Genomic DNA, 14,113 nt, shown 5'->3' with positions numbered 1-14,113 from the left:
GGCGATGAGGGAGTCGAACCCCCGACCCCTTGGGTGTAAACCAAGTGCTCTAAACCAACTGAGCTAATCGCCCTGAATTTTTTCAGGTAATTTCAATAATTACATTTTTAATGATTTCGTTTAATCATTAATAGTTGGTGGGCGATGAGGGAGTCGAACCCCCGACCCCTTGGGTGTAAACCAAGTGCTCTAAACCAACTGAGCTAATCGCCCTTTTGTGTGCTTATCTCCTTAGAAAAGCGATGCAAATGTATAGCTCTTTTTTATCTCCTCCAAATTTAATTAGTATTTTTCTAAAATATCTGCAACTATGAAAGTGCTTCCTCCAATGAAAATCAGGTCGTTGCTGCCTGCATTTTTTTGTGCAGATTTTAATGCCAGTTCTACATTTGAGAATGATTCTCCAACTAAGCCTATTTGATTGCCCATCTGTTTGAGTTCCTGCTCATCTAAACTGCGGGGGATTGACGCTTTTGTAAAATAATATTCAGCATTTTTTGGCAAAATATTTAATACTGCTGAATGGTCTTTGTCATTAACCATACCCAATACAATGTGTAACTTATCGTGTGGTGTGTTTTTTATTTGCTCAACTAGCATTGTCATGCCATCCAGATTATGACCTGTATCGCAAATGATTCTTGGATTATACCCAAGGTGTTGCCAGCGTCCTAGTAAGCCAGTGTTTTTAACAACATTTAATAGTCCCTTGTAAATATCTTGATTTGAGATTTGAAACGCACCTTTCTGCAATTGCTCAATGGTGCACAAGGCAGTAATAATGTTCTTCTTTTGATAGCTGCCTAACAAATCTAGTTTTAGATCAGGGTATGCCAGTTCAGTGCCTCTGTATATCTGGAAAATTTGTTTCTCGTCAATTGAGAATGTAGCTGTTGAAATTGCCAATTCCTTGTCGGCAAACAAGATATTTGTTTCACGCTCTTTTGCTATGTTTTCAAATACCAATGAGGTTTCGGCCTGACTTTGGCCTATGATAACCGGTACATCTTTCTTTATGATGCCGCTCTTTTCGATGGCTATCTTGGGCAAAGTATCACCTAAAAAGGCTGTATGATCCATTCCAATATTCGTAATGGTCGAAATCTCGGGTGAAATGATGTTGGTTGAATCGAGTCTGCCTCCCATACCAACTTCCACAATTGCCACGTCAACCTTCTCATGCCTAAAGTAATCAAAAGCCATGGCTACCGACATCTCAAAAAATGAAGGTTGAAGCTTTTTAATGATGCCCTGGTGGTTATTTACAAAATCAATAACCGCATTTTCAGTAATCATTTGACCATTAATGCGTATGCGCTCTCTGAAATCTTTGAGGTGCGGTGAAGTATATAACCCAACTTTATAACCAGCTTCTTGAAAGATGGAGGCTATGCAATGAGATACAGAACCCTTCCCATTAGTGCCGCCTACATGGATTGTTTTATATGATTTATGTGGATGTTGGAAGTATTTGTCTAGTTCTAAGGTTGTTGCTAAATCAGCTTTGTATGCTGCTTTGCCCACACGCTGATACATGGGTAATTGAGCAAATAAAAAATCGAGCGTTTCTTTATAATTCATAGTGCAAAATTATATCATATTCTGGTTTATGCGACTTTTTTTTCTCTATCTTTAAGATAAACAAAACCGTACCTTATGGCTAAAAAACTATTTATTCTTGACACAAACGTTCTTTTACACGACCACAAATGTATCTACAACTTTGAGGAAAATGATGTGATAATTCCGATAGTTGTGTTAGAGGAACTGGATAGATTTAAAAAAGGTAACGATCTCATTAATTTTCAGGCACGCGAATTTGCCCGCGAAATGGATAAGATGGCAGGTGAAAAGGCCTTTAATGAAGGGATACCACTTGGTGCAAAAAAAGGAAAGCTTTTTGTGGCCACCGGAAAACCCACTCCTGAAGTAATGAAAGAATCGTTTAGCGAAAATACATCTGACCATCGAATACTGGCCATTGCTTTACATGTACAGGAGAAATTTAAAAGACGCCAAACTGTTTTAATTACCAAGGATATCAATTTGCGACTTAAGGCAAAATCATTAGGCGTAGCTTCTGAGGATTACGAAAATGATAAAGTTAAGGATATTGATATTCTTGATAAAGGTGTAGAAATACATGAAGATTTTGATGGCAATCAAATTGAAGCCTTGTATCAGCATCAGGGTATCCCGATTGATGAATTTCCGATGAAAGATTTGCCAGCTAATCAGTATTTTATACTGAGGAATGGAAATCAATCAGTGCTGGCGCACAACGATTCAGTATCGGGACTTATAAGACGAGTAGAGAAACATGGCGCCTATGGAATTGAACCTCGAAATGCTGAGCAAACCTTTTCATTAAATGCATTGCTTAATCCGGATATTAAACTGGTTTCATTATCAGGAAAAGCGGGTACTGGTAAAACTTTATTAGCGCTGGCAGCAGCCTTGCAGCAGCATAAGCAATACAGGCAAATATTATTGGCACGACCGATTGTGGCACTGGCTAATCGCGATTTAGGATTTTTACCGGGTGATGTTAATGAAAAGATAGGGCCTTATATGCAGCCTTTATTTGACAATCTGGGAGTTATTAAAAGTCGCTTTAAGGCTACCAGTCGTGAGGTTAATAATTTGGATGAAATGCTAAAGAATGAGCAACTTATTATTACTCCATTAGCATATATTCGTGGACGTAGTTTATCAGATGCCTTTTTCATTGTGGATGAAGCACAAAACCTTACGCCTCATGAAGTAAAAACCATTATAACACGTGCCGGCGAAGGAACTAAAATGGTTTTTACAGGCGATGTACAACAGATTGATTCGCCGTATTTGGATATGCAATCCAATGGCTTGGCTTATTTGACCGATAAAATGAAGGGGCAGGATTTATTTGCTCATGTTAATTTAGTTAAAGGTGAGCGCAGTTATCTGGCTGAATTGGCTTCTGATCTACTGTAAGCGTTGCACAAAGTATTTAACGCTGTCATTAAAAAGTTAAACGAAATTTCAATAGCTATTAGCTGAAGGTTTTCAGCTGATAGCTTTTTTTTACCTTTGCACTTTATTTTATGTATTGTAATGATTGATATTTCGGTTTTTGAAAATAAGAAGGTTGCGTTTCACACTTTTGGATGTAAGCTAAATTTTAGCGAAACATCAACCGTGGCGCGTACCATGATAGAGGCGGGGTTTGCAAAGGTTGATATTTCAGAACCAGCTGATGTTTATTTGTTTAATACCTGTTCGGTAACCGAGTTGGCCGACAAAAAATGCAGGCAGGTTATTCGAAAAGCCATTAAACAAAATCCGAATGCTTTTATTGTAGTAACCGGCTGTTTTGCCCAGCTCAAGCCTGATGATGTTTCAAATATTGAGGGAGTTGATTTAGTGTTGGGTTCAAATGAAAAGTTTGACATACTGCAATACATCGAAGATTTCAAGAAAACAGATAAGGCCGAAATTCATGCTGGTCAGATAGGTAAAAACAAAGAGTTTAAACCTTCGTACTCATTTGGTGATCGTACGCGTTGCTTCTTAAAAGTGCAAGACGGTTGCGATTACTTTTGTAGTTATTGTACCATTCCGTTTGCTCGAGGAAGGAGTCGAAGTGATAGTATTTCAAATACAGTAAAGCAAGCTGAGGAAGCCGCTAGTGGAGGTGCAAAAGAAATTATCTTAACAGGTGTAAATATTGGTGATTTTGGTAATGCTACTAATGAATCGTTTTTTGAGTTGATTCAGGCGCTGGAAAAAGTCATTGGAATCGAGCGATTTCGTATCTCATCCATTGAGCCCAATTTATTAACCGATGAGATTATTCAATTTGTAGCTCAGTCGACGAAATTTATGCCGCACTTTCATATTCCCTTGCAGTCGGGTTCTGATAAGGTGCTAAAGCTGATGAAGCGGAAGTATGATACAAATCTTTTTCGATCGAAAATTGAACGAATTAAAGAATTGATTCCTGATGCTTTTATTGGTGTTGATGTAATCGTTGGTGTCAGAGGAGAATCTGCATCTGATTTTCAGACTACACATCAGTTTTTAGCAGATTTGGACATTTCGCAGCTACATGTATTTACTTACTCAGAGCGACCGAATACTCAAGCTTTGAAAATAGAGGAAGTAGTTCCAATACCAGAACGAAAAGAAAGAAGTAAATTATTACATGAGCTATCGGCCAAAAAAACACGTCATTTCTATAAGCAGTTTATTGGAACACAAATGCCAGTGTTATTTGAAGGGGTCGAGCATGATGGGATGATTAATGGTTTTACATCCAACTATATAAAAGTAGAAGTGCCTTTTCAAGATAATTTGAGTAACTCAATAGAAATGGTTGAATTGAAACATCTATCATTAAATACCCTCAATATGGCGGGAAAACTTATCTAATTAATCATGGATTATCAGATTGTTTGTAATAAAGTATGTGAACTGGCCAGACAAACCGGAGCTTTTATTAAGGAATCACAACAGAAATCGGCCATTGATATAGAAATTAAGGGAGATAACGATTTTGTAACCCAGGTTGATAAAGCTGCTGAGCAAAAGATTGTAAATGGTCTCAAAGAACTAATTCCTGAAAGTGGATTTATTGCCGAAGAAGGTACGTCAGACATCAAAGGAGAGGTGTTTGATTGGATTATTGATCCCATTGATGGGACAACGAATTTTATCCATGGTTTAGCACCTTATGCCATAAGTATTGCATTGCAGGAAAAAGGGGAATTAGTGCTGGGGGTTATTTATGAAATGGGATTAGCCGAATGTTTTTATGCTTATAAAGGTTCTCCGGCGTATCTAAATGGTCATGAAATTTGTGTTTCTGATACAAAAAATATTAAGAACAGTTTAATCGCCACGGGTTTTCCTTATTCCAATTATGATCGCTTAGATGGGTTTATGAATTCTATTAGGTATTTTATGGAGCATTCGCGTGGTTTGCGTCGCTTAGGTTCGGCAGCGACCGATTTAGCTTATGTGGCTTGTGGACGATTTGATTCTTTTTATGAATACAATCTAAAGCCATGGGATGTTGCCGCAGGCGTATTTATTATTAAACAGGCAGGTGGTGCAGTTTGTGATTTTAATGGGGGAGATAATTTTCTTTTTGGGCAAGAGATTATAGCCACAAACAAAGCAACTTTCAATGAATTTAAAGGAATCATTAATGATATAATGAATTAGTAATTATGCAAAAAGTAGGTAATTATATAGCTCTGGGTTTTTTATGGTTGTTTAGTTTACAGCCTTTCTTTATGCTTTATCTGTTTTCAAATGTATTATATCATTTCATTCGATTAATTGGGTATCGCAGGCATGTTATCAACGAGAATTTAAGCTATTCTTTTCCTGAAAAGTCAAAAGAAGAGTTGCGAGATATTCGCCTTAAGTTTTATCGCGGTTTTTGCGATTCGTTAATTGAAACCATTAAGTTGCAGTCAATAAGCGAAAAGCAAATGCGCAAAAGGGTAAAAGTCAAGAATGCAGAGTATTTAGATAAGCATGCCGAAGCGGGAAAGGATGTTGTTGGTGTGATGGGACATTACGCCTGTTGGGAATGGGTGCCTTCCTTAAATCTTCATACCAAGCATTTATGTTGCGCCACTTATCGCCCCTTGGTGAATGTTGAGTTTGATAAGTACATGCTTAAGCTAAGGGAGAAATGGGGAAATTTGAATTTTACAATGCGTGATACAATGCGCGAAATTGTGAAGCTTAAGCGAAAAGATCAACGCTTTTTAATTGGTTTAATAGCTGATCAGTCGCCAGATAAAAACAAAATACAATACTGGACCAAATTTCTCAATCAGAACACGGCAGTATTGCTGGGACCTGAGAAAATGGCTAAGTCCTTAAAAGCACCAGTTGTTTTTCTTAAAATGTCACGCATTAAAAGAGGATATTACCAAATTGAAGTGATTCCATTAGTGGAGAAGCCCGAGTTGACGGCTGATAATGAGATAACGGAAATTCACCTGAAGTGCCTGGAAGAGATTATTCGCGAACGCCCTGAAGATTGGTTGTGGTCGCATAAGCGATGGAAGTATTCGGAGGAACGTGAAATAAAGACAAATTAATAATAAGCTGAAATGTCAAAAACGGCAGTTGTCATACTTAACTGGAACGGCAGAGCATTGCTCGAAAAGTTTTTACCTGTAGTTATCGAAAATTCGCAGCATAAAGGTGTTGAGATTATTGTAGCTGATAATTTTTCAGCAGACGATAGTGTTAGCTATTTGAAAGAAAATTTTCCGGCCATAAGGATTGTTCAATTGGATGATAATTATGGTTTTGCAGGTGGGTATAACAAGGCATTAGAGCAAATTGAAGCTGATTATTTTGTTCTTTTGAATAGCGATGTGGCGCCAGAACCAGGTTGGTTATCTCCTTTGATTAACCGAATGGATGAAGATGCTTCCCTGGGAGCATGTATGCCAAAGGTAAGAGACTACAAGTCGCCCGATAAATTTGAATATGCAGGTGCATCTGGCGGATATATAGATGTTTTTGGTTATCCTTTTTGTCGTGGTCGTATACTTGATAACATTGAGCAAGATACAGGACAATACAATGAACCTATTCCAGTATTCTGGGCTACAGGAGCTGCGCTCATGATTCGTGCCAATCTGTATCATCAATCAGGTGGTTTAGACGAGTCTTTCTTTGCACATATGGAAGAGATAGATTTGTGCTGGCGTATTAAGAATATGGGGCATAAAATACTGGTTTTTCCATCTTCTGAAGTATTGCATGTTGGGGGAGCCACTCTTAGTCAATTAAATGTCCGCAAAACATTTCTTAACTTCAGAAACAATTTGCTGATGTTGGTTAAAAACCTTCCGTCTAACAAACTGTTCTTGATTCTTTTTATCAGAATGGTATTGGATGGTGTTGCCGGAATTCATTTTGTTTTAAAAGGAGAATTTAAACATTTTGCAGCTGTTTTAAAGGCTCATTTTAGTTTTTATAGCCAATTATCTCAAGTGTTTCAAAAAAGAAAACAACAGCTCTCTTTGTGTGTTAAACGTGAACACAATGAAATGTACCCGCAAAGTGTCATTTGGGCATTTTATGTGAAAGGACTTCGTAAGTTCAGCGAACTAAAGCATTTTAATCTTCATTAGACATACTCAAGTAATTCTTCCAGTTTATTGCTCCTGCTACCTTTTATAAGGATGGTCGAATTTTTAATTGGATTAGCTTTTAGTTCATCTATTAAAGAGGTATTCGTTTTAAAATGTAAAAGTTTTGGTTTAGAGTTGAGTAAGTTCTCAAACTCAGGTCCGATAAGATAGATGGCTGAGAAGGTTTGCTGCTCAATTAGCTGAACTAGCTTTTGATGTTCTTTTTGGCAGTCGTCGCCCATTTCTTTCATGCCGCCCAATATTAGCACTTTATTGGGAGCTTCCATGCTCGAAAAATTCTGAATAGCTACTTGCATGCTCGAAGGATTAGCATTATAGGCATCCATAATAATTTTATTAGATGTTGATTGAATCAACTGAGAGCGGTTATTGGTAGGTTTATACTCTTCAATGGCAGCATTTATATCATCAACATCTACCGCCAGGCTATATCCAATACAGATGGCAGAAAGGATATTTTCAAGATTATAAGCTCCAATTAAATTGGTTTTTACTGTTTGGATTGACTCTTTACCGGCTTTCCAATTGATGGTAATAAACGGGTTGTTGCAATTAATATCCCCGGTGACAACGCCATTTGTAAGACCATATTCAATTCTGTTACCGATGCCTTTGGCCATCTCTTTGAGGTGTTCATTGTCATGGTTGATAAATAGTTGGCCGTTATGTTTCTGAAGGTATTGATACATTTCACCTTTGGCCGTTTTTACCCCCTCAAAAGATCCAAATCCCTCAAGGTGAGCTTTACCAACATTGGTTATCATGCCATAATCAGGTTCTGCAATATTGCAAAGTAATTCAATTTCACCAATGTGATTGGCGCCCATTTCAACAATTCCTAATTCAATGGATTTATCCATGCTTAAAAGCGTGAGAGGCACACCAATGTGGTTGTTGAAGTTGCCAATGGTTGCTTTTGTTTTATACTTTCTACTTACAACTGCGGCGACTAATTCCTTCGTAGTTGTTTTGCCATTTGTACCTGTTATTGCTATTAGCGGAAGCCCTAAATGCCTTCTGTGATATGTAGCCAGTTCTTGCAGAGTTGTTAGTACATCATCAACCACAAAAACGTTTTTAATACTTTGTAACGAAATGTCATCGGCCACAGCAAATGAAGCACCATTATCCATCACTTCTTTGACGTACTTATTGCCATCGAAATTCCCCCCTTTAAGTGCAAAAAAGATAACACCAGTATTAACCTGTCGGCTATCTGTTGACACACCACTTGAAGAAAGAAATGCTTTGTGGATTGTTGCTATTTGGCTCATGGTAGAATGATTTAGGAATATTTATTAATCAAAAGCAAAAATAAAAAAAGAGGCTAACTTACAAAGTTAGCCTCTTGAGATTATCTGCTAAAAGAATTATTTCTTCGATGTATTTACCGGGCTTCCTACACGTGTCATAGCACAACGGAATCCTAAGTCATCGCGACTTTCTCTTTCGTCTAAGTAACGACGAGCACCTGGTGCTAACCAATAAGCGCGGTCTCTCCAACCACCACCTTTGTAAACACGTGAGCGGTCAGAAACTAAACTACCTAAGCTACTGTTTGGTGAGCCAGCATACATCGTACTTGTACTAGCATCTGCATCATTCCAGTCGCTTCCGGTAACAGCATTTGAAACAGCATCACCATCGGCAAAGTTACGGTTATCAGCTGTGCGGTAATTCTTACGGTTTAAGATGTCTTTATCTTCTTCGTTTCTGTAACGAATACGACCAAGGCTATCTTTTTCAACAATGTAGCCTTCTTCGTCAAGTACTTTTTGTTTAAATACATTACCACGGTATGGGCTGAATTCTTCTACATCTTCGAATGATAATGGGCGATATACATCAGCTACCCACTCGTTAACGTTACCAGCCATACAATATAAGCCATAATCATTAGGATAGTATGAGTTTACTTTAACAGTAATATCACCACCATCATTAAGATTACCAGCCATACCCATCATGTCACCACCACCTCTTACGAAGTTGGCCATCATTTTTCCACGTTCTTTTTTGTCGGCGTTACGTGTGATGTGTCCATCCCATGGGTAGATACGACGATTTGTCATGCGCTCATCATATGAGTTACCAATTAAACCAAGTGCCGCATATTCCCACTCAGCTTCAGTTGGGAGGCGATAGCGTGGTAATAATATACCGTCATCCCATCTTACGCGACGAGTATCGTTATTTGGATTTAAATCTTCCATTGGGTTTTTACCCTGGATACCTTCATACTGACCATATAAATATGCTTCTGTATTGAAGTTATTCTCTCCAATCTGATTTACATCAAACTCAAGAACCCCTTCGTCAATCAAGATCATTTCATTGACACGATCAGTACGCCATTTACAATAATCTTGTGCCTGAACATGACTTACACCTACTACTGGATACTCAGCATATGCCGGGTGACGTAAGTAGTTTTCAACCATTGGTTCGTTGTAAGCCATCGGACGACGCCATACTAATGTATCTGGCAAAGCCTTGCGGTATACTTCAGGGTAATCAACATAAACACGTTGTATCCAGAATAAGTATTCTAAATAGTCAATGTTTCTTACTTCTGTTTGATCCATGTAAAATGAAGGTACTGTAACTCGGCGTGGTGCATTGTTCCATTCGTAAAGAACATCTTGCTCAACGCGGCCCATAATAAATGTACCACCTTCAATAAATGTTAGGCCAGGGCCGGTTTCTTGCTCATAGCCCGACTTAAACTCAAATCCACCATTGTCAGGATTGTTATATTCCCATCCTGTTGCAGAAGAAACAGCACTGCCTCCACCACTCTTACTACATGACGATAAGCCTAGTAAGCTAAAAGCTAAAACAGCTAAAATAACTGTGGTATTTAATCTCATAGCACTTTGATATTGTATTCTAATTATCAATTATTTACGAACTCAACTTTCACGCACATTTGACGTGTAACTGACTACTTTATACTGCAAAAATATAAAAAGGTTATACCTAAGCTCCTTTTTCACTCTTTTTTTTAATGTAACAAAGGGCAGTCAATACAATTTTTCATATTAGAGAACGTTAAAAATATAAATTTCTTATACACTTATATCTATTTTTGTGTTTTTTGATGAACAAATAACAAGATTAGGAGTATAAATTAGTAGTAAGTGGTTGTTTACTGTTTAAGGTAACAATCAGTTTAAGGGAAAAGAATGGTGAGATATATAATAATATTATTGCTCCTGGGTGTTGTAAATGCCAACGCACAAACATTTAAAGGAAGCGAAGTGTTTACATGGCTTGGTGACGATGTGAATGGATATGTCGAACGTCCGTTTCGGATACTGGAATCGGCCGAAATTGACGAAAGAACACAATTGCCTGTAATGGTAATACAGGTGCCTTTAAGTGGTTTTGTTAATATTGATTCATTAAAGGTTAATTACTCATTAGAGACAGCTATTATTAAAGATAAGCTGCAACTGGATTTTTTAAGTAATATTTCGCCAAGTGAGTTGCAATTTATCGACAAACGAATTGTTTGTATTCGTCGCGCATACTTTTTACAGTTACAATTGCTTCCAGTTATCTATGATGATCTTGAAAAACAATTTCATAGAGTTGATGCTATCAAATATGAAATTGATATACCTAAAATATTGCATCAAAAAACGACCTTGAAAAGCACCAATGAAACTAAAAGCAATTCTGTGTTAGCGGCGGGTAAATGGGTTAAAATCAAGGTTAGTGAATCTGGTGTTCATAAAATCCCATATTCGAGCTTGTCATCCTGGGGCTTTTCTAATCCTCAAAATGTTAATGTATTCGGAAATGGTGGAAATATGTTGCCACGTGACAATTCAGAATTTCGTCATGAGGATTTGGTAGAAAACGCGATTGTGCATGATAATGATGCCATATACTTTTATGCTCAAGGACCTGTTGCCTGGAAGTATAATGAGCAGCATGAAATGTTTGAACATCAACTGCATGACTATACTGAGGAGGCGTATTACTTTCTGTCTGATAATAATGGCGATGGGAAAAGGGTGCAGGAAAGCGATTTGATTAGCTCAACTTATACTCACGAAACAAATGAGTTCGATAGTTATCAGTTTCATGAGTTAGAGAATCAAAATCTGTTAAAATCTGGTTCTGAATGGTATGGGTTGCGATATGATCCATCTCAAACAAGGAGATATTCGTTTGATTTTAAATACTTGGTTAAGGACGAGGATGTTAAGTTGCTAACCCATTTAATTGCGCGATCAAATATTGTTTCTGAGTTTAATACCTATGTTGATGGTGTGCAAATTCAAAATATTAGAATTCCCAGAGTTGATTATAATAATTACGTAGGTGCCTTTGCCAATGAAGGTATCAATTACACTACTTTTTCATCGTTTGGTAATACTATTCATATCGACCTAACATATGAGTCTTCATCCGGAAGTGCGAGTGGTTGGCTTAATTATCTCTGTTTAAATGCTAAGGAGTTTATTGCCATAGATAAGCAACTGCAATTTAGAAATGCTGAAATTTCGGGGGAAGGAAACTCAACCCGGTTTTATTTGCAAGGAGTTACTTCTTCATGTGTGTTGTGGGATGTTAGTGATCATAACATGCCGCGTAGTATACCGATTAATGATTACTCTGGTGATAAGGGGTTTACTTATCGAACAGAAGAGCTGAGAGAGTTTGTGGCTTTTGATATGGCAGCAGGATTACCTCAGCCTGAGTTTGAAGAAACAATGGAGAATCAGGATATAAGAGGGTTGTCTGTGCCAGAGATGTTAATAGTGGTTCACCCTCTATTTGAGAATGAAGCGCGACGATTAGCATCTATTCATCAACAGCATTCGGGCTTGCAATGTGAGATAGTATTTCCATATCAAATCTATAATGAATTTTCATCCGGTTCTCCTGATATAAGTGCCATTCGAGACTATGCCCGTTATTTGTATGAGCAAGATGACCGTTTTAAGTGTATGTTATTGTTTGGCGATGGCTCATACGACAATCGGACTAATAGCGATAATAACACAAATTTCATTTTAACGTATCAGTCCGATAATTCCATTAATATCAAAAACTCATTTGTGTCGGATGATTATTATGGATTCTTAGATGCCAACGAAGGAAGTAATATTCTTTACGACAAGTTAGATATCGGAATCGGTCGCTTCCCTGTAAGTGATATTGATCAAGCAAAAATAATGGTTGATAAGGTGGAAAAGTATCTGAATGAAAGCGCTTTAGGTGCATGGAAAACAGACATAACTTTTCTGGCTGATGACGGAGATAATAACTTACACATGTCGCAGGCTGATCAGTTATCGAAACAAGTCTATGGTGATTTCCAATCTTTTAATCACAATAAGATCTACTTTGATGCCTATCCTAAAACAACCACATCATCTGGCGATCGTTACCCCGGCGTTAATGAAGCCATAAAAACAACGCTGAGCAATGGTACACTGTTATTTAATTATACCGGGCATGGCAGTGAACGGCAATTGGCACACGAAAATGTGTTAGATAAAACAACGATTCAGCAATTGACCAATATCGATCGTTTACCAGTATTTGTAACAGCTACTTGTGAATTTAGTAGGTACGATGACTTTCATGATATATCTGCCGGAGAATGGGTGGTTCTATCTCAATTAGGAGGAGGAGTAGCTTTGTTTACAACAACGCGTATTGCATGGTCTCACGAAAACTTTCAAATTAATAAAAGCTTCTATAAAAATATTTTTAGGGAAGATGACAATGGAGTGAAAATTCGACTGGGAGAAGTAATTCGTGACACTAAAAATGCAATTGGTAATAGTGTAAACAAATTAAATTTCACTTTGCTTGGAGATCCTTCTCTTCATTTGATGTATCCTTCTGGCGATATCACAACAAACAGTATTAATGGAGAAGAAGATCCTGATTTACGTGCGGAGATGAAGGCTTTGACGATTGCTGATGTAGAAGGAAAAATTATGTCGCCAACAACAGGCAAATCGGTTGTGACAATGCAAGTGTATGACAAGCCAATAACTGTAAAAACACTCGGTAATAAAGGAGCTGTTCCATTTGAGTATCAGGTGTATCAAAATAGAATATATCAGGGGCAAATGAATGCTGATAGCGATCATTTTCTAGCATCTTTTAGAATCCCCAAAGATATTAGATACAATATAGGTGAAGGTCGAATCAGTTACTATGCCTACGATGAAGACGGAGTAGAATCTTTCGGAGCCGATAATTCGGTACTTATTGGAGGTGTTTCAGATAATCCGCCCAACGATGCAGATGGGCCAAACATTAAAATGTGGTTAAATGATGAGAGCTTTATGAATGGTGATTTAACTGGTTCTCAACCAATTTTATATGCTAAGCTGGATGATGAAAGTGGAATTAATATAAGTGGAGTTGGTATTGGTCATGACATTACTCTTGTGCTTGATAATATACGATCACTACCAATTAACTTAAACGCTTATTTTACTTCTGATATTGATAGTTACACAAGTGGAAACTTGGCTTATCAGTTGCCGCAACTCGAAGAAGGGGTGCATACATTGGAGTTAAAGGTGTGGGACAATCTCAATAATTCTTCCGTCTCGACTCTTGATTTCGAAGTAAATTTAAATGGTACCATGCAGATAACCGAAACAAATGTATATCCTAATCCTATTGAAACTAACAATACAGTTAAGATTTCATTTGTTCACGATGCACCTAATCAATTGCTCGATGTCACTTACAGTATATACAGTTTGAGTGGGCGATTGATTGAACGTTATAATACCACACAAGCTGCTGTTGGCACCACTATTACTCCAATAGAATGGACGCCATCGGCCGCCATGCAAAAAGGATTATACATATTGAGGTGTGAAATTCGATCTGCAGAGAATCAAGTTGGTAAATTCTCGAAAAAAATAATGGTAATTAGATAATAAAAATCAATTTTTGTAGTT

At 37.6% G+C, this 14,113-nt stretch carries 9 protein-coding genes and 1 tRNA gene; 6 read left to right on the top strand and 4 right to left on the bottom strand.

Going from position 1 to position 14,113, the window contains the following annotated elements; genetic code table 11:
- Window positions 1-135: 135 nt before the first annotated feature.
- Both JIV24_RS13865 and JIV24_RS13860 read right to left on the bottom strand, forming a co-directional pair.
- Window positions 136-213: transfer RNA gene (locus JIV24_RS13865), tRNA-Val, on the bottom strand.
- A 69-nt stretch (window positions 214-282) separates the two neighbouring features.
- Complete coding sequence (locus JIV24_RS13860) at window positions 283-1,581, bottom strand: bifunctional folylpolyglutamate synthase/dihydrofolate synthase (protein WP_200465652.1); 1,299 nt, start codon at window positions 1,579-1,581, stop codon at window positions 283-285.
- A gap of 75 nt (window positions 1,582-1,656) precedes the next feature.
- Between JIV24_RS13860 and JIV24_RS13855 the strand changes: the two genes are divergently transcribed.
- From JIV24_RS13855 to JIV24_RS13835, 5 genes are all read left to right on the top strand, one after another.
- The gene (locus JIV24_RS13855; RefSeq protein ID WP_200465651.1) at window positions 1,657-2,973 is read left to right on the top strand and encodes a PhoH family protein; all 1,317 of its coding nucleotides are present in this window, start codon (window positions 1,657-1,659) and stop codon (window positions 2,971-2,973) included.
- 120 nt (window positions 2,974-3,093) lie between these two features.
- Window positions 3,094-4,410, top strand: a complete 1,317-nt coding sequence (mtaB, locus tag JIV24_RS13850) for a tRNA (N(6)-L-threonylcarbamoyladenosine(37)-C(2))-methylthiotransferase MtaB (protein WP_200465650.1) — start codon at window positions 3,094-3,096, stop codon at window positions 4,408-4,410.
- 6 nt (window positions 4,411-4,416) lie between these two features.
- Entirely contained in the window at window positions 4,417-5,205 is a 789-nt protein-coding gene (locus tag JIV24_RS13845; protein WP_234445834.1) for an inositol monophosphatase family protein, read from the top strand.
- 5 nt (window positions 5,206-5,210) lie between these two features.
- Entirely contained in the window at window positions 5,211-6,098 is an 888-nt protein-coding gene (locus JIV24_RS13840) for a lysophospholipid acyltransferase family protein (protein ID WP_200465649.1), read from the top strand.
- Window positions 6,099-6,110: 12 nt separating this feature from the next.
- Window positions 6,111-7,145 carry a glycosyltransferase family 2 protein gene (locus JIV24_RS13835; protein WP_200465648.1) on the top strand — a complete coding sequence of 345 codons (1,035 nt, stop codon included), beginning with the start codon at window positions 6,111-6,113 and terminating at the stop codon, window positions 7,143-7,145.
- Here the strand turns inward: JIV24_RS13835 and JIV24_RS13830 are convergent.
- Together JIV24_RS13830 and gldJ are read right to left on the bottom strand one after the other, a co-directional pair.
- Entirely contained in the window at window positions 7,142-8,440 is a 1,299-nt protein-coding gene (locus JIV24_RS13830) for a UDP-N-acetylmuramoyl-tripeptide--D-alanyl-D-alanine ligase (protein ID WP_200465647.1), read from the bottom strand. The two genes, JIV24_RS13835 and JIV24_RS13830, sit on opposite strands and share 4 nt — an antisense overlap.
- A gap of 96 nt (window positions 8,441-8,536) precedes the next feature.
- Window positions 8,537-10,036, bottom strand: coding sequence for a gliding motility lipoprotein GldJ (gene gldJ, locus JIV24_RS13825; RefSeq protein WP_200465646.1), 1,500 nt, complete (start codon window positions 10,034-10,036; stop codon window positions 8,537-8,539).
- 315 nt (window positions 10,037-10,351) lie between these two features.
- On the opposite strand from gldJ, the gene porU reads away from it, so the two are divergent.
- Entirely contained in the window at window positions 10,352-14,092 is a 3,741-nt protein-coding gene (gene porU / locus JIV24_RS13820) for a type IX secretion system sortase PorU (RefSeq protein ID WP_200465645.1), read from the top strand.
- Window positions 14,093-14,113 lie beyond the last annotated feature (21 nt).

This window comes from Carboxylicivirga marina, from assembly GCF_016612505.1.
Classification (GTDB): Bacteria; Bacteroidota; Bacteroidia; order Bacteroidales; family Marinilabiliaceae; genus Carboxylicivirga; species Carboxylicivirga marina.
This window is presented reverse-complemented; position numbering and strand designations above follow the sequence as displayed.